The organism is Pseudomonas sp. CBZ-4, from assembly GCF_000346755.1.
GTDB lineage: Bacteria > Pseudomonadota > Gammaproteobacteria > Pseudomonadales > Pseudomonadaceae > Aquipseudomonas.
The window spans coordinates 87219-107867 of sequence record NZ_ANNV01000101.1 but is presented as its reverse complement, the minus strand read 5'-3'; the positions used below and the strand labels follow the sequence as shown (position 1 = coordinate 107867).

Here is a 20649-nt window from a genome sequence, read left to right as displayed (position 1 = left end):
CATCTGATGGCCCTGGCTCATACAGCGCGCGCGAGGCGCTTAGGAGTTTCCCAGGCGGGCCTCGCTGAAGGCTTCGGCGTACGCGTTCAGCACTGCCTTCGGCGCCGAGTTGATCGAATTGACGAGAATGCGCACGTTTTCAGGCGTGAACTCCTCTTCGATGTCCCAGCCCACAACCACATCCAGCAGTTGGTCGGCTTGCAGGGCGATCTGGGCGGCGGTGAAAGCTTTGAGGTCCATGTCGCCGACCTGCCTGCCCAGTTCGTCGTGCCGCTCGTTCCATCCGGTGTACAACTCGGCCAGCGCGGTGCGGTCCAGATACTTGAACTCGAACTCCACCTTTTCAGCGTTGTAGCCCGCGCGCTGGATCATCACCGGCGCCTTGAAGGTCGGTTTCTGGATCAATTTGAACTTGGCCATGGGTTACACCACGGCCGCGTAACGGGCTGGGCGACCGGTCAGCGCCAGGCTGATCACACGGGTCATCAGGTTGTTGCGGGACATGGTCGGGGTCGACGTGATCGACACATAACCGTTGTAGATGATGCTGCTGCCGCCCGGCAGGTTCAGGCGAAGCAAGCGAGCCTGCTTGTCGTCGTCAGCAGCTTCACAGACGGCCACATATGGCTTGGACGGATCGTCGGCGACGGTGAAGGTCAGCGTGATCGGGTTCTTTGTGGTCGGCATCTGGCGATCATCATCGTCGGCCAGGAAGCCGAAGGTCAGGAACTGCTGATCACCACCACTGGAATTCATCTCAGTAATCTGCGAGATCTCGGTGAAGGCTGTCACCTCGCGAACGGAACCAATCCCCGAGCCCGCGGGATACTGTTGGATGCTGGTCGTATTGATGTTCTCCAGCGCGAACGTGCCGCTGGCGATCGTTCCAACTCGAACGCCGCGACCATCGAGGCGGGTCCAGCCAGAATTTACGGCAATAATGTCGCCCTCGGCCAGACCGTGCGCCGCAGCCGTCGCGACGGCTGGATTGGCGTTTGTCAGGGCGGTGAATGGGATGGGCGTGCCGTAGATGGACGCGATCTCAAGGGTGGCGCCGTTGGGCATTTGCATGGGTGTTTCCTCTTTTCATAAATGACAAAACCCGCGCAGAGGCGGGTTTCGGGGTTTGCCCAACGGGCTTATTCAGGTGGCGATGTCTGCTCGGTATTCGAACGACACCGGCACGGTAAATGTGGGTGGATCGGGGATACTGGGTCCAGGGTCAACTGGCGACATCGTAACGACGGTTAGGCCTGCCTTCGTGTCTCTCGCGTACAGCGGAAACAGCGCGGTCAGCTCAGCTACCAGTGGGTTCGTCTTTGTCTTCCCGGTGTTCGCCGGAGCCACAATGCTGACCTGGTAGACGCCGATGAACGCGCGGTGGTCGCCAGCGAGCGTGCTGCTGGCGGTATCGCCTGGGAGCATGAACGCCCGCAGATAGGTCTCGCCGTCCGCAGGGTCATACTGGATATTCTCAAACACGACCTTGATGGGCTCTGCCCGCGCCTTGCTCCAGGCAAGTAACTTGGCCTCGTAGATCGACGCGATAATGGCGTGGCTCATACCTGGTTGTTCCTTGTGGCTTCGTCGACGATCTGCTGGAAGCGGGCCAGGGTAATCCGGACCATGCCGCCGGGAGCTTGGGTCGAGTGTCCGTACTCAAGCGGGATTGCGTAGGGCAAGTTATTCACGATATAGGCAGTTTGCCCTGCTGTGAGTGACTCCACCTGCAGCTTAAGCTTGGCCAGCGTTACACCGCCGACCGGGTCGACCTGATCAAGAGTGCCTTCCGCTGGCGTTCCGATGGAAAACTGCCAGTTCCCCCGAAACCGCCCACCGACGTAGTCCCTGCCCGCGACCAACCCGTTCACGTTGAAATTCTGGTCGCGCTCGGTCTTGGTCAGGGGCTTGGCGTACTTCACGCCGCGCCGCAGCTTACCGGCCTTGGTGAAGTTTGATTCGTTCAGGTTGATGATCGTGTTGCGCACTGCGACCTTGAAGTCGTAGTCGTCGGCTGCGCGGGTGTTGGTCTGGCGGTGAGCTACGTTCGCGGCCCATATTTCAGGATTGCCCACCGGTGACATGCGGATAACGCTGCTTCCGATCTCGATGACGATCTCGCGGATGGTCGCGTCGATACCACCCTTCGCTCGCTCGGCGAAGTCGCGAATATTCTCGGCGAAGCTGCCGTTCATGCTCGCGTATTTGTTCGTCACGACCTCACCTGCAGCTCATACAGGATCGGCGTGCCGGCCGGGTTGATCTCTTTCAGCGGCGGCACGATTGACCAGGTGCGGCCCTGGGCCACGACCTTGTCGAGCAGCCCGGGCACCCAAGCCAATCCCTGCGCGGAGATCTTGAGCTTTTTGTCGCCCTGCCTGATGAGGCTGTTGTTTTGGAATTCGATGCCGGTGAAGTCAAGCAGGATGCCCTGGGCGATTTGCTCGACGGGCACACCCGGCGCTTCCCCGCCCGTCTCCGGGTCGTACTCGCCTGGCTCCGTCTTGCTGATGGTCACGGGCTGGCCGAACTCTGTGATCATCTCCAGAGCCATCACGGCCATTTCGTCGTAGAAGGTGGCCATGGGGGTCTCCGTTGATTCTATGCGCGAACTGCGAATAGCCCACGCTTTTGAAGGTAGTCAGCAAACTGCGTAGCGCTCGGTCGATCAGGCGCCGCCGGCAACAGCCGACCGCTGGTGTTGGAGATCGTGGCGTACTCGCGTGTTACCGCGCCTTCGACGCGCTCCAGCGTTACCGCGCCTTTGCGCTTATCCACTGGGTCGATGTCGTCCTGATGAATCTCGGCGGCCAGGGCCATCTGCCCGTACTGAATCCGCGCCGGCAGGTAGTTGTCTGGCTTGATCTGGCAGTCCAGATCAACACCCCGGCGCGGCCAGGCCAGCGCCTGCTCGCTGCTCATCTTGCGGCCTTTCCAGGTCTTGCCATCCATCGCCAAGGCAGCCCGGCGCAGCAGCGCTTCCTGCTCGGGAGCGCCTGTGGGGATGACCGTGCCGAATTTAACGGCATACAGGGCCAGGTCCTCGGCGCTCGCATAGCTTTCGGCGTCAGGCTTGCCGGTGCCGTCCTCGATGATGAGTGTCATACGTCAACTCGCTGGAATGGTTTGAGATCGGCCACCGGGTCACCGGCAGCCAGCATTATCACGCCTTGGGCAGATCAGCGACGAGCTTTTCCAAGGATTCTTTCGAGGCGTTGGCCCGGTATGGAACCTTGGCTTCGTCCAGCTTAGCCTTCAGCTCGGCGATTTCCTTCGCGTCCTGGTCGTCCAGGCGAGCCTTGGCGGCCTGCTGGATAAGGTCGTCCACCTGCAGTTGCAGAGCCTTCACCTTTTCAGCTTCGCCATCACGCTCACGAATGAGGCTTTCCACACCGGCGTTTACTGCCTCGAAAACCTGGAACAGGCGGCCAGCGGTAGGACCAAGCTCGCCTTCGGGGCGCGCCAGCTCTTGATCAGCGAATGACTCGACGATCAGGCCGACAGACTCAAGCTCGGCGCGGAATGCATCGATATTGACGCTGGAGTTGCCACCATCGATCAGCAGCACCTTCGGCACTTCCTTGACCGTCACGTCAGGCACATCGTCGGCAGCATCTTCGCGGCTTTCGGTAACGCTTGCGTCGACGATGCGCAGGCCATTCGCCTTGGCCAGCGCCTTCACGTCTTCCTGGTACTGATGGAATGGACCAGGCAGATACCAAATGTTCTTGTGGCTCATGATCGTGTCCTCGCCAAGCCGGGCGCTGGGCCCGACTCAGCTGTCAGAGTTACTTAGAGGCGTCACCGATCAGAGCCACACCGGCGGTGTGCTTGATGCTGGTGGCGGTCTTGTCCCAGTTGGTACCGGTCGCCAGTTCGGCATCGGTTGGCGACTTGCCGCCGGTGGTGGTGTCCCAGGTGTACCCCTTCAGGCCCAGGCCGAAGGTGTAGTCGGTCTGGAGCGTGGTTTCGATACGCTCCTTGCCGTTGGTGGTCTGGACGTTGCTGATGATGTCGCGGCCGTCGTGGACCAGCGCAGCGCCTTGCACCAGGGACAGGATGATTTCCTTGTTCGGCGCGGGATTTACTCCGGCCTGCATCAGCGCCGGGGCGTCCGTCACAACGGAGATTTTGCCCAGAATATCGATCACGCGGACGTTACCGGCCTGGAACAGCTGGTTCTGGTTTGCCAGGTTCTGGCCGACCAACTTGTGGTAGCTGGTGCCCTGCATCACCTGAGTGACCAGGTTCTGGCTTGCGTCGCCGAACTTCGCGTGAGCGTTGTTCAGGCCTGCGTAGGTGATGCCAGCGGTAGCCGACACATCGTTGACCGCGGCGGCCTGGGCGGTGATTGCAGCAACCAGGGCAGCGATCGCGGTGTTCAGCTGGTCCTTCAGGAGGATTTCAGCGAACGCACGGCTAGCAACTTCGATGCCTTGCGCGGTTGGGCGCTCCAGCCAGGTCATTTGCGACGGCTCGTAGCGGATCGGACCGAAGCCACCGGCAACCTTCACCGAAGTGTTCTTCAGTTCAGTCAGATCGGTTGCAGCGACAGTAGCGTTCGCGCTGTAGCGATCCACGCGGCGCTGAGCAGCGGCCAGGGTCTGGAAGAACGACTCTTGGAGGAAGTCACCAGTGAAGCCGTCCGGGGACAGCACGATTGCACCGCGGCTGGCGGCGTTGAAGGCGGCGAGATACTGATCCAGCGTCTCGAGAGTCGCCGGCATGATGTATTCGTTGAAAACCTGCATTTGCGACAGGGACATGAGTTATTTCCTTACGATTGTGGGAGATCCGGGAACCGGCTCGCGATCGCGGCCTGTCGCTCCTCTTTGGTGCCGCCGATTTTTCCTTTTGCGGCCCCGCCGCCACCTCCAGCACCAGCAGCCCCGCCGCCAGACGCCTTACTACCCGCGATCAACGGCGCGAAGGCCGTGTCGTTTGCGAATTCTGCTTTCAACTCATCCAGCGTTGCCGCCGAGAGCTTGCCCTGCTGGTCGAGAACGACCACAACAGGCTTCCCGTCGCGCTGCTCGACGCTCAGACGGCGCTCGATGTGCGGCAACAGGGCTTTGGCGCTGCCTGGGATTGCCAGGGCAGACGCGATGTCAGTAGCGGTACGGCCGACAGTCAGATCCCGGATCTGAGTGCTCAGCGTTCCACGCTCCTGCTCGAGCATGCCGTTCAGCTCAGCTTCGCGGCGGTTGTACTTTTCAGACCAGGACTTTTCGAGCTCCTCGACGTTGCCGGACTTGCGAGCGGCCTCTTCACGCTCCAGTCGGGCCTGCTCTTCCGCATCCTTGCGAGCTTTCTCGGCGGCTTTCTTCTCGCCGAGCAACTCTTCCACCTTCGACTTCAGGCCGGTTACGTCTTCTGGTTGCGGCAGGCCTTCGATGCCGAGGACAAACTTTCCTTCCTTCTCGGTGTAGAGCGATTTAACGGAGTCATCGAGACCGTCAAGAGTGTCCAGCTGATATTTCAAACCCATTTGTTTGTCTCCCGGAGACGTTGGTGCAGGCCCTGCCTGCTATTTGATGCCCGCCCGCTCGAACGCCAGAGGCTCAAGAGCCTTCATCTGCACAAGGGTCAGAGGTGAAAAGTTGCGATCAAGCTGCAGCTCGGAGAATCGTTCGATACTCAGGCCGCCTTCGCGGAACAGCTTGGCGCGGACCGGGCCGATAGCCTTGTCCTGAAACGCTGCTGGCTGCTGCTTGAGCCAGTCGTAGTAGCTGAGGTCTGCCCTCACCTGCTGGGCGCCGCCGTCACCGATGGAAGCCCGCGTAGCGTCCTTGGCGAACAAGGCGCTGAAGCGAGTCACCGCTACCACTGTCGAGCGACAGTTGATGTGGATCGGTGGCCTCGGCCCCTCAGTCAGCTTGAACCGTTGCTTATCCAGCGTCCGGCACTGGCTAGTGGTCTTCGAATCCAGGGTGCTGACCCACTCCACGGACTGCACGACGTCGCTGTTTTCCTTCAGCGTCTCCATGCGCGCCTGGGTTGCAACGTGCTGCACCGCCGTCCGCACGATGGCGCCGGCGTTGCGGTTCGTCGTGGCCAGGATGCCGTCGTTGTACTGGAGCGCCTTGGTGCCGCGAATGTTCTTGATAATCTGGAAGTTGGTCTGGCCTTCAAAGAAGCCCTGCCTGATAGCGCCTGTGAGGCGTTGTCGCTCGGTAGCGGTGAAGCCGTCGATGAACGATTTGAGCAGCTTCCCGCCGTCAGCGCCGCGCACACTAAGCGGATTGGTGAGGATTGCCGCCCTGATTGCCGCAGCACCTGGCACAGCCGCGTCGAAAGTGACGCCCACCGGCGCCGCCCGGGTCAGGCTGGTCGCTTCAAACTCAGCCTCATAGTTGGCGATGTCCACTAGGTCGAGGTTCAGCTTCTCGCTGTACCGGTTGAAGATGCCCAGCAGCAGGCTATCAACCTCGCTGAGCAGCCGCTCCAGACGGGCGACGGTGTAATCAGTCAGGTCCGCCCGCGTCAGCCGCTCACGAATCGAGCGGTCGATCTCCTTGAGGAAGGGGGCGAACTTCGCCACCTCCCCCGACTTCAGCTGCTCCAGGAAGACAGCATGCCGGATAGTGGCGTCAAGGATTGCTTGGTTTGCCGCCATTCGGAATTACCTCGTCGTCATCCAGGTCAGGCCCCGTGCTTTGCGCCTCCAGTTCGCCCCGGATGTCGTCGTCCGTCTTCTCTGGGTTAATCACGCCGCGATCGCGCAGGTACTGCCAGAAGTCTCCTTCCGGCAACTTACCCCCCTGCACCGCGTTAAACAGCGCTGCAAGGATCGTCGCGTCCAGAGTGATCTGGCTGAAGTCTTGATTGAGCTTGTAGACCACCTCGCCGGGAGCGTTGACGAACTCCGCCATCCACTCAAGGCACTGGCTGTACGCCTCGCTGACGTTGCTCACCACCAGGGAGAGAACGCTGTGCTCGGCGGCGCTGTCGTTATCAGCCTGGGTTGCGGTCTTCACCGCACTGCCGCGCTCAATCAGTCGGGCCCCCAGGGACACCATGTCCTGCTTCTTGGCGTCCATGGCCTCCTTCACGAGTGTGTTCGGCTCAGGCTGAGCAAAGCCACACGACCCGCTGGCAGGAAGCGTCAGCGGCGCCCTGGAGCCGACATAAATGCCATTGGCCTCAAGGTGATCGCGCCAGGCCTCGTCCAACCCCGAAATCCAGAACTGCGGCTGGCCCGAGAACCAGACTGAGTCCTCATAGTCAGCGCTGTTGCAGTAATGGCCGATGTTCAGCACGGCCATGTCGTACAACGGCGAGTCATCGATGCTGGTGTCGTTGTTCTCGCTGCCGAGAAATTGAAAGGGAATCACGCGCCATGGTTGCCCAGCGCCATTGAGCGGCGTGAATGGCGGGATGACCATTGCCGTCTCGCTTAAGCTTTCCTGCCACAGCTCCTGGGTATACACGCCGGCGACATCCAGACGCAGCACGCGGTACTGCACAACCTTTTCGCTACCAAAGCCATCATCAGTGTCGATGTCTGCCTCTTCGCGCAGCACCACCAGGCTCAGCAGGTGCTGACCGCCGACCTTGCGGGTCTTCCAGTTCCGGATTGATTCGGCCGGGTAGCTCGCAACGTTCGCACGGGCGCGCCCTGCCTGCTCATCTGCCTTGCTCACTGTGCCGGCCTGCACCGCAGCGTAATCCACCAGCAGGCCGTGACGGCCTACCTCGAGCAGATGCCCGATGACCGACTGCGACTGCTGGTAAACGCTCACTCCCTGCCCGTCGACGTCCGTGGACACGTAATCGAGCGCGCCGGGAACGGTCAGCGTCGGCCACGTACGAAATACGGCACCTACCAAACTGTGTTTCGTACGGCCTGTGGCGTTGTAGAACACAGCGCGTTGCTTATAGGACTTGTACCGCTCGATGTTCTCAGGACTGGTGTCGTGATGGTTGGGCTTGGGCAAATACACATCGCCGCGCCCCTTTACCGTCTCGGAGCCCTTGCACACGTCGCGCACCAGCCGCCAACGGGACTGTGCCGCGTCGTACTCCGGGCGGGTGTATGTGACGTCTGCCATTAGCGTGCGAATCCCATTTTGATTGATTTGACCGGCTTCTTTGCGCTCTTGGCGACAGCGAAGTACCGGAATGCATCGGAGCCGTGAGACGTCCAGTCATGCAGCGGCTTGTCTTTCCAGCAGCCCTTCTTGTCGTCCCACTCCTTGCGATAGTTCTCGAGGCAGGCAATGCCCTCTTCGCACTTGGATTCGTCGAAGGCACACTTGGATAGAATTTCCCGAGCCTGCTCGATGCCGTCGTCCACCCCGATTTTCGGGACGACCTGGAACGTCATCCGATAAACCTGCCCGTCGATTTCGTAACCTTCTCGGGCGATGTCTTTGCGCGTCTTCGCATCACTGCCGAACTCACGGTTCTCGATGTCATGCGGCCCCCAGTGCTCGGAATAGGTGTAACCCTTGTCCTTGAGCACCTTCATGTAATGCCGCAGGCCTTCGCCTGAGTTCTCGTAGTAATCGATGATGTGGTACTGCTCGCCAACCTGGCGCACGAACCAAATGGCGGTGGAGTCGCTCACGCCGATGTCCCAAATGGTCATCACCGGCAGGTGGCTGTTGTCGGGCAGAGTGCCGATGCGCTGAGCGGCATACAGCTTGGTGAACTGCTGGGCGTAGTAAGCGCCCTCGACCGATTGCTGGAAGGCCTCAACCGGGATTGAGGGGTACTCCCGCTTCATGTCGTCGCCGAGTGTCTTCTCCTTGGCCGCATACCACGCACGCTGGCCGTCGTTGGTGACGATCCCGTGCTTGGCGTGCAGTTCGTTGAAGTAGTCGGTCAGGCGCTGCGGCAGCACTACGTCAGCAGAGTCGAGGCTGTAGGCCTTGTTATTCCACCAACTGAAGAAAAAGAACTTCCAGTCCAGCAGGCCCAGTGGCACACCAGCCAGTTGCTGGCGCTCTGCTGACTGACTGTAATCAAAGAAATACCCGGCCCTGCCCTCTGCCGTCGACTCGATGGTGACAAAACACTCAGCAGCGACAGCCTCGAAAGCACCGGTGACAATCTCCCGCGCCTTATGCGGGAACTTGGCGCAGATCTTCCCGAACTCAGATACATGCAGGTAGCGCAGCGTCCCGCCCCGGAACGATGTAGAGACGTAAAGCGAGCCGCCCTTACTGAACACCAGTTCACCGGCAGCGTCGTTTCTCGCAGGGTTGGCAGCGCGCAGCTCCTTCGGCAAGTTGTCGTAGGCGTACTTGACCTTTTCACGAAACAGGCGCTTCGCGTCGTTCAGCGTGTGAGCAATCAAGGCGCACTTGGCAGCCTCGAACAACGCTGCATCCAACTGGACGATGCACACCAGCGTTGTAAAGCCCAGCTGGCGGGCCTTCAGGATGATGTTCCGGGTATGCATCCCCTGGAAGTAATCAATCTGCTCCTGCGTCATGCGGAAGCGAACCTTCTTGCCCTGCTTGTCGGTGATGAAGTAGAGGTTATTCAGTCGCCAAAACCGATCCCGCAGCAGCTTCATGTGCTCGGGCTTCATGGTCAGGCGTCCTTCGATAGATCGTCCATCATCTTGGACAGCTCGTCGGCGTCATTGCCGCCGGATTTGGTGTCGAGGTCGTAGGCTTGTCGCTCCAGCAGAACCAGAGTCTTCAGTGTTTCGGACAATTCCTTCATGGTCTTGGTCCGAGACGGGAGCGCGCCCATCTTTTGGGCGAGGGCCAGCACATCAGCCATCGCATCGCCGTCTTCGTGAACTCCTTCCTTGAACTGGGCAATCAACTCCTTGATGGTGCCCTGCTCATCGGTGAGCGATTCCAGCTCATCCAGAAGCTTGTTGGCAAGCCTGCGTGAGCGACCGATGTCCGTCCGGTGAGCCATCCTGATGTCAGCGATGACCTCAGCATTTGCCTCTACGATTCCACGTTCGGTTGCCAGTGTTTCCGTGGAAACCTTTGTGGAAACCTCTCGTTTGGAAACCAGTGAATCGGCTTTGGCCTTGATCTTGGCGTTCAGATCGCGATCCCAGCCTTCAGCCTTCGACCGCTTGTTGATTGCTGTATGGGAGACACCGCACGCGGCGGCGATCTCACGCACGGAGAGCAATCCAGCCCGGAAGAGCTGTTCAATGCGCTCCCAGTCAGGCTGCTTGGTTGTCATGGGGAATCCTTAGTCTTGGCTGTCCAGCAGCACATCAATCAGTTTCTGCTCACCCAGGCGCATGGCACCCAAGCACTGCAGGTCGTCGCACTTGGGCCCGAGGCCGAATACGGTCACCTCTCCCTTAGCGCCGATCAATGTCAAGGCGCCTACGGTGCATTCGGGATGCTCACCCGCATCGAGGTCATCGGCGATCTTGCGCAGGGTCTTGGCGGCATCGCGCCAGTCCTCCCGCTTGAACTCCAGAACCTTGACGGTCATGCCCTACTCCTGTGTCGCGCCACATTTTGGCGCATTAGAAAACGTGGCGCGGATTAGGGCGCCTGCCGCTCTACCGCTTCACTGACCTTCTCGGCTGCCTTGCTGGCCGTGTCAGCCGCTTGGACTGCAGAGTGCGATGCCTCTTGCACCTTCACTGCGGCGTCCTGGGTCTTCTCGGCAAGGTTGGTCAGGCGCAGGTCACGCTTACCCAGGGCGGCGTCATAGGCGGCGCGCACTTCGGCAAGTTGCTTGGTCTGCTCGCTACTGGCAGACCAGACGCCGGCCTGGTAGCCAAGGATCGATCCGCCGGCTACCAGCAGGAGAGCGATGACCCATACCTCGGCGCGCCTCCACCAGTGGCGGGCGATGAAGTTGATTGCGCATCTATCCATCAGTTGATGCCTCCCAGCTTGGTTCGCAGGCGGGCGATCTCGTCACTCTGCGAGGTAACCGTTGCAGTGAGCTGCGCGACCTGGCTTGAAAGGGCCTCGATCTTCCCCTCCATACGGCCAACCGCTGCAGCAAGCTCGTTGCGCTCCTTGGCAAACTGGTCAGCGCGCGCCTCGGCGGCGTTGGCACGGGCACGTTCAGTGTCGAGCAATTCATTGAGCCGGCGGACGGTGCCGATGTCGGCGTTATCCATGGCCCGGTCGGTCGCGTCCTTGGAGAGGAATTTCCTAAGCCACAACAGACCGCCGAGCAGCACAGTGCCGGTACCGCCAAGCCACGCGAACGTGCCTGGCCCCAGGTCGTTAGGATCCATCGCCACTCCATAGAGAAAGGTGGCCGAGGTACGACCTTTACAAATAAGTCAGCCCCAGCAGCACTCCCAACTCGGAGCTATGGGTGTGTGGGGCCGAAAACGAAGTGACCTCACTTATGCGAGGCATTGAATAGATCTATGCAATTAAATACATTGGGTCATCAAGAGGCCTGGCCCGCCTCTCGTTTATGGGCACTCATTCAGCACTTGGGGCCATGATGGGTCTATCGCGCACATCAATCGATGAAAAATCACCCACCATAGGAGTGTCCATGTACAACTATGCAATACGCGTTGAACAAGATGGCAGCACTCCAGGACTGACAGTATCCTGCCGCGACCTGCCGGAGCTAAATAGCTACGGCCGCGACAAAGAACACTCAATCAGCGAAACCCTAGACGCGATTGATAGCGCTTTGTCGATCTATGTCGATCAGCGTCGAGTTATTCCAGAGGCATCGGATCCAAAGGCTGGCGAGCACATAATTTACTTGCCGGCGACGACGGTCGCCAAGATTGCCTTGTGGAACTCACTAATGGAGAGGCGCATGCGTAGGGTTGACCTATGCGAGCTGCTCGGGATTCACAAAGCCCAAGCGTATCGCCTTGTCGATTTCCTCCACAATTCGAGAATGAAGCAGCTGGAGACGGCCTTGGCCGCTTTCGGTAAGCGCGTGGAAGTGGTCGTTCACGCGGCCTGATCAATCATCCCCGGCAGCACTCCCAGCTCGGAGCAATGGGTGTGGTGGGGCCGAAAACGGAAAAGCCCGCACAGAGGCGAGCCGGAAGTTAGCGTGAACGGTGAAGCAGGCCACCGGGGCGCAGCTCGGCGCGGATCGTGTCTAGCACAATCCCCGGGATTGGCGACTCAAGGTCAGCCGACAGGGATGACTCGCCGATAACGGTAGAAATCTTCTCGAGCACTTCCTGGGCGCTGCGCTCTTTGATTGCGAACGCGTCAGCCGATGCTAGGAACTGAGAGTCGAAACCGTCGGAAATGCCAAGCCCAACACCAGCAGCCACGTACTGGCCGTTGGCGTTGATCTGCATCCGAATCGACCAGTTGGCGGTCAGCTTGCCGTCGATCTTTGCATCGACGGCAAGATCTTCTCGATTGATGCGGACACGACCGTTGGCATCTACATACACGCCGGGGATAGGGACGTAGAAACCAATGTTGGCATTGGTGACCACCGCCTCCCGAATGAAGGCCTCGTTGAGGTAGACCTTGTCACCCTCGACCTTGAAGGGCTGGGGCTGTTCAGGATCTGGCAGCGGCGCGTCCAGATTGCCGAACCTGGCCTGCACAACGCCATCACAAATTATCGTAGTGCAGCCACCAGCACGCACGATGCTAGTTCCGGCCACCCTCGCCTTTTCCAGGCGGGCGACGACCTCATCCTGATTTTCTAGGCGGGTATAGCTCAGCGTGGTTCGAACGTCAGAACCGTCGCAATCGAACGAAAAGTCTTTGGTTGTGAGTTCGGCGTTATCGCGATACTCGGCCGGGATCTTCGCCACCTCTGCGCCGATGAACGCATAGCGCTCAATCGCGTTGGCCGGCAGATCATATTCAGACCACTCACCTGCAACCACAATGATCATCTGCGCATCAGCACTTAGGGATGGGCGCGATTGATTGATCTCGAACTCACCAGTGGCTTGATCGAGCTTCCAGCCGGAAATGCCCGGCACATAGTCGCTGGATTGGATAGGGCCGGACATTTGCTGTGCCTCATAACGAGAAAAGCCCCAGCGAATGCTGAGGCCCTGAATAGGTGCGCGGTCTTTCCCGCTGTCAGCCAAAGACAATCCCGGCGTCGACATCCAAATGCATCGATCTCGCCGTCATTGTCTCGCGCCACCCTGGAAGCACAGTCAGGTCAGGGTGCACGGGCTGCCGGTGTTTTTCCGTAGCGCTGCACTACCGGCTTATCAGCGTCCAGGCCTTCCCTGAGGCTGCCCTGGCTGCAGTTGAAACTCAGGCAATAAAAAAACCCGGCGCGATGGCCGGGTTTTATGGTTTGACGAGTTAGTTGCCGAAGGCAAAACTCTAACAGTGGCGAGATAATGCCACCAGCCGCACGGGAACGCAATAGGCCCTCATGCGGCCTCGCGCATTTCGTAAATTACCGCTGCAACGGGGCTCAGTGCGCGGCGGTCCAGATCCTCGCAGCATTCGAAGATCAGTTGCAACACACCACCCCAATCCCGATCCCAGTTGCACGATTCCAGCCGCACTTCGTAGACCTGCCACATCCAGGCCCGGAACTTCTCGGCGTTGGCCAGGGGGTCTTCGTTGGACGATTGCCCGCCCTGGTGCATGTGCTGGTACCGGCGCATCACCCCCTTTACGACGAACTCCAGTTTCTCTCGCTTGGCCGCCGTCATGCGTGGGGACCGGTTTTGCACCAGCAGGAACACGACCTCTTCCGCCGCTTCCCGGATGTCGTCGCTTTGCTCGGCAGCGTACATGAAGTCACCGAATACGCGGATCTGCGGGTGTAGCCTGGCAATAGCCGACTGGATATGCCCGGCCAGCGCCCCGTGCACCGCGTGGCTCGCCGTGGGCCCGCGCTCGGTGTTCTGCACCACCACCCCGAGCTGGACGACGTCAGAGGTCTGGCCGGGGGCTGGGTTGTAATTGCAGTCATGCCAAGCCTGGCGCGCTGAGTTGATTTTCATGCCGCCACCTCCGGTTTGCGGAATGCGACAGTTAGGATGAATAAGGTGGCCATGAAGCTCGAAGTTGCCAGAATGGTGTGCCCCGTGGCGATCATGGCATACAGGCTGAACGCTGAACTCGGCAAGCTGATCCATAGCCTGGATCGCAACCCGGCGGTAACCTCATCCTTGATGCCACCACACAGCAAGACCAACCAAGCGAGGCCATTCATCACGCACAGCACGTATAACGCGAACTGGTGCAGCGATTCACCGCCAAAGAGCAAGGAGCAACTCAGCGCCACACCAATAATCGTTCCCATAATTTTCTTGATCATGCTGCCTGCCCCTTTTTCAGCTCTCTGGTCATTGCCCGGTACTTAGCCTTGATGGCCTTGATCTCTTCCACGGTGTACTTGCAGGTCGGGTGCAGCCCCTCCAGCCACGACACCTTCTCTGAGCCGATGCGCTGCACCAGGCGAATGCGGTACTCCACGGCATTGCCGGATAGGTTGCGGTTGCACTTCACGCACTGGCGATGGATGTTCAGCGGCTCGAAGCGCAGCTCTGGGCAGGCCCCCACGGATCGGTAATGCCCAGCGTCCCAGCGACTTCCCGTCATCAGGCCGTTGTCGTTCGGCGTGGAGTCGCAGCTGATGCAGGGCAGGTGCGCGTCACGCAGGCGCACGTACTCGTTCACCGCGGCCTGGGCTTCGCGCAGGTGTTCCGCCCTGCTCTTCAGCTTTTCCTTGCGCACCTTGATCTCGGCGCGCTCGATCTGGTCCATGGCTTTGCGGGCCTTCGGCGCGTTGCGCGGCCCGTCGATCAGGGCGCATGCGTGGCTGCACACTGCCTGGCCCATGCGCGAAGGGACGAATGAGGCCCTGCACGTAGCAACGCGGCATTTCTTCGGCTTGGCCGGCTTCCTTTCGATGGCCATCAGTAGCGCCCCCCCCAATTGTCCTTCTGCGTCCACCGCACCTGGTGCTCGGCGCCGAAGCAATGAACCCATTCGATCAACTCGCAGCACTGCTTTACGGTGAGCTTGCTGGTGCGCTCGTAGATGACGTCGAAGCCGTTGCCGTCTACCGCAGGGATCATCTGGGGCTGGTCGCCCGACTCGCGCAGCCAGGCGGCGGTCAGTAGGCGCTTCCAGATCAGGACATCCCACTTCTTCCCAGCGTGTTCGACCTGGACTGCGATATCGGATAGAGCCGCGTGCAGGGCCTTGTTCTGCTCCCCGCTACGGTCGACTTCGGTGATGGCCAGTTTCTTGGGCTTGGTTATGTCCATGCCAGCGATATGGCCAAGCACCCGGGCGCGGTCTGATTCGTTGCGGATCTGGAGGCTGGTCATGACCGGCCTCCTTTCCGGCACATGCGGAATTGCCAGAAGGCGATTGCAGGAAGCCAAAGCGCAGTCACGCCAATCATTGTCACAGGTAGGCCATATGCATCGCGCGGGCGCCAGATGTGACCGCCGACAGCAAACTCAGCGATCATTCCGGCCCAGGTAACGATACCGACGATGGCGTATCCGATCAGTAAAGCGCTCATGACTGCTCTCCCTTGCCCATGGCGGCGTCGGCGGTTGCTCGCGTTTTCGGGCATGACAGGCCGCCGTGGTCGGTGTACACGCCGCAAATCACGCAACCAGTGAAGCCAATTGCCGGCTCATGAAAAGGCTTGAACGGGTGACGGGCATCGCACTCTTTGCGCAGCGCCTCATTCTCGACCTTGAGCCGGGCAACCTCTGCCACCAGCACCTGCACATTGTTCGATTCGTTTTGCCAGTGCTTGTGCGCTGACTCGTTCTCAGCGATCAGGGCCAGGATCTGCTCGGGAATGCACCCAACGAAAAACGCTTTCGTCGCTGCGACAAGCTCATGCTGAAACTCACAATTTTCATACTGTGCGGCCTCGGCCAGCCGCTTCAGTTCGGTGTAGTCGCTCATGTCCGCTGCTCCGTGGTCTTCTTGCCGAACTTGGCCAGCAGCAGCGCACGCGCCGATTTGCCGTCAGTCGGGATGCCCTGTTGAAGGATTCGCGCCTGGGCCTGCTGGTCGGCAAGCTCGTTTGCGAGTTCGAAGTCGGTCTTCTGGCTGTCGTGGCCTATGCCGGCGAGGATCTTCCCGTCCAGCGGCTGGCCCTCCTGGGCGCGGCGGATCACCACGGCGTAGTTGTGATCGAAGCGCTGGCGAAGGCCCTTGTCTTCCTGCCTGGCCGAACGCAGGTCGAACAAACCGGTGGCGATGGCCGCCACCTTCACGCCCTCATGGCTGTAGACGCTCATCAATGCCTCCACCCATGCGTCAGCGCTCGCTGGCAAGCCGAACGCCTCAGGTCCGGGCGTGCACCAGCCTATGAACTGGCCGACGCTTGGAGCGAACGGTGAGCCGCTTTTCCGGCACTGTTCGATTCCATAGCGGATTTGCTCCAGCGAACGGATGCCGGCGGCCATAAACCCCATAGTCCAGTTGCGCATAGCGGCAGCCTTGGCCTTGTCGTCTGGCCATGCCTGCTTGTGGGCCGGGAAGATGGCTTGCAGCTGGCGAAATAGGCGCTCTACCACTTCACCGGTGGCGTCATCCACAACGCCCAGCTGTGTTCCGGTCTGGACAGGGGCCTGATAAGGGGCGGCGGTGGACAGGGCACGCGCAGCACCTGGGATCATCTGAGTGACGTTTTTCATAGGTCATCACTCGTATCGGTACGCCACGACTTGTCGTAGAAGTCCGGGCCGTTGCTGACAGTCCTGCCGCCAGGCAACACCTTCTCCGGGAACAGTCCGGTCCAGCCATTGCTGATGGACTGGTTGATCACGGCATCAGCGTCGTGGTGGCCTGCCAGGGTCTTGGCTTGCTTGGCGCAGGTGGTGGCGGTCAGTGGGCGCTTAATCTCTGCGCGGTGCTGGCACCAGTCCTGCCAGGTCTGGTCGCTTACGCTTTCAGGCTTAGCGGTCACCGGATCAAACTTCGCAGCCTTGGTGCGGGAGGGTGCTTTAGTGCCCGAAGGTTTTTCAGTCCTTGCTTGCTGTTTCAGTCCTTGCTCACCTTCAATACTTACTAGTGTCGGATTTGCCGTATACGGTTGAGCCGGAAGCGGTGCAGCCGTATACGGTAAAGCCGGAAGCGGTGATTCAGAGACGACATAGTGGGTTTCGCCAAGCAAACCAGAGCCCAAACGATCCTGGCGGCGCTGGACGTAGCCGGCGGTGATCAGCTCTTGCAGTAGGCCGTAAACACCGTCACGCCCGGTAGGCTTCGAAGACTTTGAGGTTTCGTTGCGCAGGTGGGTGACTGACACAGCCCAGTGGTCAGGCTTACCCAGCAGGAACACCAGCAGGCCACGCGCAGCCCAGCTCAGGCGTGCGTCCTCGCTGATCGACTTGCTGAGCATGTAGAAATTCGCCTCAGGACGAGGCGCACGAATAATGCTCATTGCAAGGTCTCCCACTGAGGGAAGCGGCTACCCTGGAGGATCTTGCTGATAGCGGACTCGCGGATAGATTGAGGGTCAACGCCAGCAAGGCGACGGATCAGTACCTTGGACGCCAGCACGGCGGTTATCAGCTCGAACAGAGCATCGCCAGTGCAGCCTTCACACTTCGACTCTTCAGGGTCCAAATAGACACTCAGCGAGAACTCGCTTTTGTCCCAGGCCATAAAGGCGAGCTGGTCATTGCTGAACTGCTCCATGTAGGATTCGTCAATGACGGTTGGTTTGATCGACTGCTGACTCATGAGACACCACCTAGCAGATCAGCTTCACGAGCAGCCCACATTGCGCGGATCTTGGTCAGCCCTTTTCCAGTAACCCGAGCAGTTGCCACAGTGGTCTTGCCGTTTTCTGGATGCTCGAAGGTGCTGAGCTTCGCCGTCAGATAGCCGGACTCAATAGGGGCTTGCATCGGTTCGTTTTTGCGCAGCGTGACCCAGCGTTTCTGGCGCAGGAAGTCCATTAGGCGCTTCTGTCCGGTGCCAATCAGCTTGGCCGCCTCGCCCACTGAGTACGTTTCGTGGGTCACCGTGACGGCATTGAAGAACTCAACCTTTGGCGCGTCGGCGCAAACCTTCTGCTCCAACAGCTGGTTTTCATTGGTCAGCTCGGTATTGTCTGCCTCCAGGTGCACGACTTTGCGCACGTTGTCGGTCAGCAGGGCCAACAGGACCTTTGGGTCGTTCAGGCGACTCATGTCAAACGAAGGTTGCGATGCCGATTCCTCCAGCACCTGCCATCGATCGACCAACGCGCCAGTGAATTCGGGACTCAGCTGTGCAACCACCACAAGGCTGTCACGCTTCCCTTTTTCGCCAGAGAATACGTATTCCTCGACCGGGCGCCCACCAGTGGGCTTCTCCACCATTGGTGGGTTATCAATTACGCCTTTGAATGCCAATCTTTCTATGGCTCGCTTCACGCTGTCGTGTCGAGAGCCAACCAGATCGGCAATTTCTTGCGATGACATACTGCGCGCCACGTTTTCAGCTATCGAAAAACGTGGCGCGGATTCGTTGGTATTGACGACGGATTGGGGAATAGGCATTATTCGCTCCAGAACTTATTTGTATGTGCTGCACGAAAAGCCACCATTGCCCGGTGGCTTTTTTGTGCGTCCGATTTACTGCTTGGTTGTTTCACTGGCAGATCCTCAATAGTCCCTGGGGGACTTATCAGCCCTTGCGTCCTATGGAAGCGACGTTGCTCCGGCTCTTTGGTGGCCGGGTCATTCGATCAAGCGCCCGGTTCATAATTGTTGCGGCCAGCTCTTCTGGGGTTACGCCTTTGCGTCTGGCTAGCAGCTCCAGATCGGCGACTCCCTGCCAGTCGAGCTGGATTTCCAGCGGTTTTCTTTCAGGCACAGGGCCTCCTCGGCTACTTCAGGCCACGTCTGTTTTCGCGTTAAGCTCTTCCATCATTTGGTTCAGGCCGCGCTCAAGAATCTCGCGTGCTAGCACCGCCTTTTGAGTTCGCTGAAAACGGGCCATGGCCGTCAGCAGATCGTCGGCCACCTCATCCAGGCGAACTTTGGTGGGCTTGTCGTGGAGGTGGTCAGGTGCGGAATACGACATCTGTGTTTCCTTGTGTGGTTGGAATGGGTTTAAGCGGCGGATTTCTTGGGGTGCGCCTCGGCAAGCAGCCAGGCTGGATCGAATGGCTTTCCGTTGGCGGATGCCAGTTCTGCAATTTTCTTGGCGTACTGGGTTTCGCCGGTGTACTCGGTGCGCGGCAATGCGTCGGCAACAAGCCACTTGTAGATGGCGCGCGGGGTCTTCCCGCAGGCCAACGCCACGGACGGAACACCACCAGCATCATCAATCGATTTCTTGAGCGGCCGCATAAGGCCTCCGAGTTAAATATGAACTTGCAGTACATATTATGTCGGAACTGAAAGTACATGCAAGGGCATGCGATATTGAACCTATGGTTCAAATAGAAGAGATACGCGCCGCGTTCGCCTCACGCCTCAAGAAATCAGTAGCCGCCAAAGGCATTGATCAATGGGGCGCGGGCGCTCGCCTGGCTGAAGTTGCCAAAGTTACGCCGAAGGCTGCGAGCAAATGGCTGAACGGTGAATCCATCCCTGGCCCCGCAAAGATGCAGGCGATCGCATCGTTTCTCGGGGTGAGGATCGAGTGGTTGCAGCATGATTCAGGCGACGGCCCTGATGCGCTGACAGATGCCGCCGAACCGGGCCCGGAATCCACCGCTGCCGATAAACTGCGCGCAATGCTTGCTGGTAAGAATTTGGGCGAGGAAAGACTCAAGAAGCTTCTGGCAATAGCAGAAGGTGACGAAGTCGAAGCTGCTGGCGGCGTGCTCGTACATGACGCCTATCGGCCGGGGAAGGTCGGTGACGAAGTGTGGATTGCTCACTACGACGTGCGCGGAGCTTTGGGCGGCGGCGAAATCGCTCATGACTTCCCTGAGATGCTCCAGGACGTGCGCGTTAGCCCTTCCCAGCTCAGGGCCATGGGCGTCGAGTTCAAAGAGCACTTCCATCTGAAGATGATCACTGGCTGGGGGCAGTCCATGACGCCAACCATCAAGCATGGCGATCCGCTACTGGTCGATGTCAGCATCAAAGAGTTCGTTGGCGATGGAATCTACTTCTTCTCGTACCAAGGCTTTCAGTACATCAAGCGTCTGCAAATGAAGGGCAAGGACAAATTCAAGATGCTGTCGGACAATCGGAAGCACAAGGCCGAGGACATATTTCTTGATGAAACGTACATCCAGGCGCGTGTGCTGCTCGTCTGGAATGCCAATCTGGTATAGCCCATGCCCCTCACCAAGCCCAACAAACAGCTGTGCAACGAGCTCAATTACCTTGGGCTGGGCCTCGAGCAAGCCGCGGGCGGCATAATCAACATCACTAAGGACTGCCAAGATATCGATGTTGCAGCCGTCCTAAAGCTGGTAGCGAAGTTATACGATGATGCGGATCGGCTCGCCGCCCTCGCAGACGAGGTTGGTGCTGGACTGATAACGCGAACCGAATCTGAGTAGGATCGAAGAAACAGCAAGGAGACTGCATGCCCCTCACCATGCCAAACCAGCAACTGCGCCGCGACTTGAAAGAGGCTGCGGCCCTGCTCAAGTGGTCAGGCGTCGACCTGAAGCAGGCTGCTGTAAAGCTTTCTGATGCCGGCCAGGAAGATGACGCTCGCGAACTGATAGCGATCGCTATGAGGTTCCAGGAGGTCGAGGAGCTGATGGATGGGTATGCGGATGAGGTAAAGACGGCGCATATAACGCGCGTCAGTCGCTAGGTAAATAATCGCACAGATAAATGCGGAGAAC

33 protein-coding genes are annotated in these 20649 nt (G+C 59.3%); 4 read left to right on the top strand and 29 right to left on the bottom strand.

Annotated features, from left to right (window positions below; genetic code table 11):
• Nucleotides 1–39: 39 nt before the first annotated feature.
• From B348_RS0112815 to B348_RS0112740, 16 genes are all read right to left on the bottom strand, one after another.
• Nucleotides 40–420, bottom strand: coding sequence for a phage tail assembly chaperone (locus B348_RS0112815; protein ID WP_017736513.1), 381 nt, complete (start codon nucleotides 418–420; stop codon nucleotides 40–42).
• A gap of 3 nt (nucleotides 421–423) precedes the next feature.
• Nucleotides 424–1071, bottom strand: coding sequence for a phage tail protein (locus tag B348_RS0112810; protein ID WP_017736512.1), 648 nt, complete (start codon nucleotides 1069–1071; stop codon nucleotides 424–426).
• Between the two features lie 72 nt (nucleotides 1072–1143).
• The gene (locus tag B348_RS0112805; protein ID WP_017736511.1) at nucleotides 1144–1563 is read right to left on the bottom strand and encodes a phage tail terminator-like protein; all 420 of its coding nucleotides are present in this window, start codon (nucleotides 1561–1563) and stop codon (nucleotides 1144–1146) included.
• A complete protein-coding gene (locus B348_RS0112800) occupies nucleotides 1560–2195 on the bottom strand; it encodes a hypothetical protein (RefSeq protein ID WP_050558316.1) in 636 nt (211 codons plus the stop codon). Before B348_RS0112800 ends, B348_RS0112805 begins: the two co-directional genes overlap by 4 nt.
• A 17-nt stretch (nucleotides 2196–2212) precedes the next feature.
• On the bottom strand, nucleotides 2213–2584 hold the full coding sequence (locus B348_RS0112795; RefSeq protein WP_017736509.1) for a hypothetical protein: 372 nt from the start codon (nucleotides 2582–2584) through the stop codon (nucleotides 2213–2215).
• A 17-nt stretch (nucleotides 2585–2601) separates the two neighbouring features.
• Nucleotides 2602–3105 carry a DnaT-like ssDNA-binding protein gene (locus B348_RS0112790; RefSeq protein WP_017736508.1) on the bottom strand — a complete coding sequence of 168 codons (504 nt, stop codon included), beginning with the start codon at nucleotides 3103–3105 and terminating at the stop codon, nucleotides 2602–2604.
• A 58-nt stretch (nucleotides 3106–3163) separates the two neighbouring features.
• Nucleotides 3164–3739 carry a hypothetical protein gene (locus B348_RS0112785; RefSeq protein ID WP_017736507.1) on the bottom strand — a complete coding sequence of 192 codons (576 nt, stop codon included), beginning with the start codon at nucleotides 3737–3739 and terminating at the stop codon, nucleotides 3164–3166.
• Nucleotides 3740–3788: 49 nt separating this feature from the next.
• Nucleotides 3789–4766, bottom strand: coding sequence for a major capsid protein (locus B348_RS0112780; RefSeq protein ID WP_017736506.1), 978 nt, complete (start codon nucleotides 4764–4766; stop codon nucleotides 3789–3791).
• Between the two features lie 11 nt (nucleotides 4767–4777).
• Nucleotides 4778–5488 (bottom strand): hypothetical protein, encoded by a 711-nt coding sequence (locus tag B348_RS0112775; RefSeq protein ID WP_017736505.1) that lies wholly within the window; start codon nucleotides 5486–5488, stop codon nucleotides 4778–4780.
• A gap of 39 nt (nucleotides 5489–5527) precedes the next feature.
• Nucleotides 5528–6616 (bottom strand): minor capsid protein, encoded by a 1089-nt coding sequence (locus tag B348_RS0112770; protein ID WP_017736504.1) that lies wholly within the window; start codon nucleotides 6614–6616, stop codon nucleotides 5528–5530.
• Nucleotides 6591–8051 carry a DUF4055 domain-containing protein gene (locus B348_RS0112765; protein ID WP_017736503.1) on the bottom strand — a complete coding sequence of 487 codons (1461 nt, stop codon included), beginning with the start codon at nucleotides 8049–8051 and terminating at the stop codon, nucleotides 6591–6593. The genes B348_RS0112770 and B348_RS0112765 overlap by 26 nt, the downstream gene beginning before the upstream one ends.
• Nucleotides 8051–9538 (bottom strand): terminase, encoded by a 1488-nt coding sequence (locus tag B348_RS0112760; RefSeq protein ID WP_017736502.1) that lies wholly within the window; start codon nucleotides 9536–9538, stop codon nucleotides 8051–8053. The genes B348_RS0112765 and B348_RS0112760 overlap by 1 nt, the downstream gene beginning before the upstream one ends.
• Before the next feature lie 2 nt (nucleotides 9539–9540).
• Nucleotides 9541–10158 (bottom strand): hypothetical protein, encoded by a 618-nt coding sequence (locus B348_RS0112755; protein ID WP_017736501.1) that lies wholly within the window; start codon nucleotides 10156–10158, stop codon nucleotides 9541–9543.
• Between the two features lie 9 nt (nucleotides 10159–10167).
• On the bottom strand, nucleotides 10168–10419 hold the full coding sequence (locus tag B348_RS0112750; protein ID WP_008431846.1) for a hypothetical protein: 252 nt from the start codon (nucleotides 10417–10419) through the stop codon (nucleotides 10168–10170).
• Nucleotides 10420–10472: 53 nt separating this feature from the next.
• Nucleotides 10473–10811 carry a hypothetical protein gene (locus B348_RS0112745; RefSeq protein ID WP_017736500.1) on the bottom strand — a complete coding sequence of 113 codons (339 nt, stop codon included), beginning with the start codon at nucleotides 10809–10811 and terminating at the stop codon, nucleotides 10473–10475.
• Nucleotides 10811–11182 carry a hypothetical protein gene (locus tag B348_RS0112740; protein ID WP_017736499.1) on the bottom strand — a complete coding sequence of 124 codons (372 nt, stop codon included), beginning with the start codon at nucleotides 11180–11182 and terminating at the stop codon, nucleotides 10811–10813. Before B348_RS0112740 ends, B348_RS0112745 begins: the two co-directional genes overlap by 1 nt.
• Before the next feature lie 272 nt (nucleotides 11183–11454).
• Between B348_RS0112740 and B348_RS0112735 the strand changes: the two genes are divergently transcribed.
• Nucleotides 11455–11883, top strand: a complete 429-nt coding sequence (locus tag B348_RS0112735; protein ID WP_017736498.1) for a type II toxin-antitoxin system HicB family antitoxin — start codon at nucleotides 11455–11457, stop codon at nucleotides 11881–11883.
• A gap of 88 nt (nucleotides 11884–11971) precedes the next feature.
• Here the strand turns inward: B348_RS0112735 and B348_RS1000000130490 are convergent, their stop codons facing one another.
• From B348_RS1000000130490 to B348_RS0112660, 13 genes are all read right to left on the bottom strand, one after another.
• A complete protein-coding gene (locus B348_RS1000000130490) occupies nucleotides 11972–13009 on the bottom strand; it encodes a DUF1983 domain-containing protein (RefSeq protein WP_157356505.1) in 1038 nt (345 codons plus the stop codon).
• 276 nt (nucleotides 13010–13285) lie between these two features.
• Nucleotides 13286–13867, bottom strand: a complete 582-nt coding sequence (locus B348_RS0112725) for a hypothetical protein (protein WP_017736496.1) — start codon at nucleotides 13865–13867, stop codon at nucleotides 13286–13288.
• On the bottom strand, nucleotides 13864–14184 hold the full coding sequence (locus tag B348_RS0112720; protein ID WP_017736495.1) for a hypothetical protein: 321 nt from the start codon (nucleotides 14182–14184) through the stop codon (nucleotides 13864–13866). The genes B348_RS0112725 and B348_RS0112720 overlap by 4 nt, the downstream gene beginning before the upstream one ends.
• Nucleotides 14181–14786 carry a recombination protein NinG gene (locus B348_RS0112715; RefSeq protein WP_026136766.1) on the bottom strand — a complete coding sequence of 202 codons (606 nt, stop codon included), beginning with the start codon at nucleotides 14784–14786 and terminating at the stop codon, nucleotides 14181–14183. Before B348_RS0112715 ends, B348_RS0112720 begins: the two co-directional genes overlap by 4 nt.
• A complete protein-coding gene (locus tag B348_RS0112710; RefSeq protein WP_017736493.1) occupies nucleotides 14786–15202 on the bottom strand; it encodes a recombination protein NinB in 417 nt (138 codons plus the stop codon). The genes B348_RS0112715 and B348_RS0112710 overlap by 1 nt, the downstream gene beginning before the upstream one ends.
• Nucleotides 15199–15402, bottom strand: coding sequence for a hypothetical protein (locus B348_RS0112705; RefSeq protein WP_017736492.1), 204 nt, complete (start codon nucleotides 15400–15402; stop codon nucleotides 15199–15201). The genes B348_RS0112710 and B348_RS0112705 overlap by 4 nt, the downstream gene beginning before the upstream one ends.
• Nucleotides 15399–15800, bottom strand: coding sequence for a hypothetical protein (locus B348_RS1000000130485; RefSeq protein ID WP_017736491.1), 402 nt, complete (start codon nucleotides 15798–15800; stop codon nucleotides 15399–15401). Before B348_RS1000000130485 ends, B348_RS0112705 begins: the two co-directional genes overlap by 4 nt.
• Nucleotides 15797–16537, bottom strand: a complete 741-nt coding sequence (locus tag B348_RS0112695; RefSeq protein WP_017736490.1) for a replication protein P — start codon at nucleotides 16535–16537, stop codon at nucleotides 15797–15799. Before B348_RS0112695 ends, B348_RS1000000130485 begins: the two co-directional genes overlap by 4 nt.
• Nucleotides 16534–17286, bottom strand: coding sequence for a hypothetical protein (locus B348_RS1000000131945; protein WP_081609233.1), 753 nt, complete (start codon nucleotides 17284–17286; stop codon nucleotides 16534–16536). Before B348_RS1000000131945 ends, B348_RS0112695 begins: the two co-directional genes overlap by 4 nt.
• Nucleotides 17283–17588 (bottom strand): hypothetical protein, encoded by a 306-nt coding sequence (locus B348_RS0112680; protein ID WP_017736488.1) that lies wholly within the window; start codon nucleotides 17586–17588, stop codon nucleotides 17283–17285. Before B348_RS0112680 ends, B348_RS1000000131945 begins: the two co-directional genes overlap by 4 nt.
• Complete coding sequence (locus tag B348_RS0112675; protein ID WP_026136765.1) at nucleotides 17585–18391, bottom strand: phage antirepressor KilAC domain-containing protein; 807 nt, start codon at nucleotides 18389–18391, stop codon at nucleotides 17585–17587. Before B348_RS0112675 ends, B348_RS0112680 begins: the two co-directional genes overlap by 4 nt.
• Before the next feature lie 334 nt (nucleotides 18392–18725).
• On the bottom strand, nucleotides 18726–18917 hold the full coding sequence (locus B348_RS0112665; protein ID WP_017736486.1) for a hypothetical protein: 192 nt from the start codon (nucleotides 18915–18917) through the stop codon (nucleotides 18726–18728).
• Between the two features lie 29 nt (nucleotides 18918–18946).
• Complete coding sequence (locus tag B348_RS0112660) at nucleotides 18947–19186, bottom strand: hypothetical protein (protein ID WP_017736485.1); 240 nt, start codon at nucleotides 19184–19186, stop codon at nucleotides 18947–18949.
• Nucleotides 19187–19269: 83 nt separating this feature from the next.
• On the opposite strand from B348_RS0112660, the gene B348_RS0112655 reads away from it, so the two are divergent.
• The 3 genes from B348_RS0112655 to B348_RS0112645 are packed head-to-tail and all read left to right on the top strand — an operon-like array spanning nucleotide 19270 to nucleotide 20618.
• Nucleotides 19270–20124 carry a LexA family transcriptional regulator gene (locus tag B348_RS0112655; RefSeq protein ID WP_017736484.1) on the top strand — a complete coding sequence of 285 codons (855 nt, stop codon included), beginning with the start codon at nucleotides 19270–19272 and terminating at the stop codon, nucleotides 20122–20124.
• Between the two features lie 3 nt (nucleotides 20125–20127).
• Nucleotides 20128–20355, top strand: coding sequence for a hypothetical protein (locus B348_RS0112650; protein WP_017736483.1), 228 nt, complete (start codon nucleotides 20128–20130; stop codon nucleotides 20353–20355).
• A 26-nt stretch (nucleotides 20356–20381) separates the two neighbouring features.
• Nucleotides 20382–20618 (top strand): hypothetical protein, encoded by a 237-nt coding sequence (locus tag B348_RS0112645; RefSeq protein WP_017736482.1) that lies wholly within the window; start codon nucleotides 20382–20384, stop codon nucleotides 20616–20618.
• The last annotated feature ends 31 nt before the right edge of the window (nucleotides 20619–20649 follow it).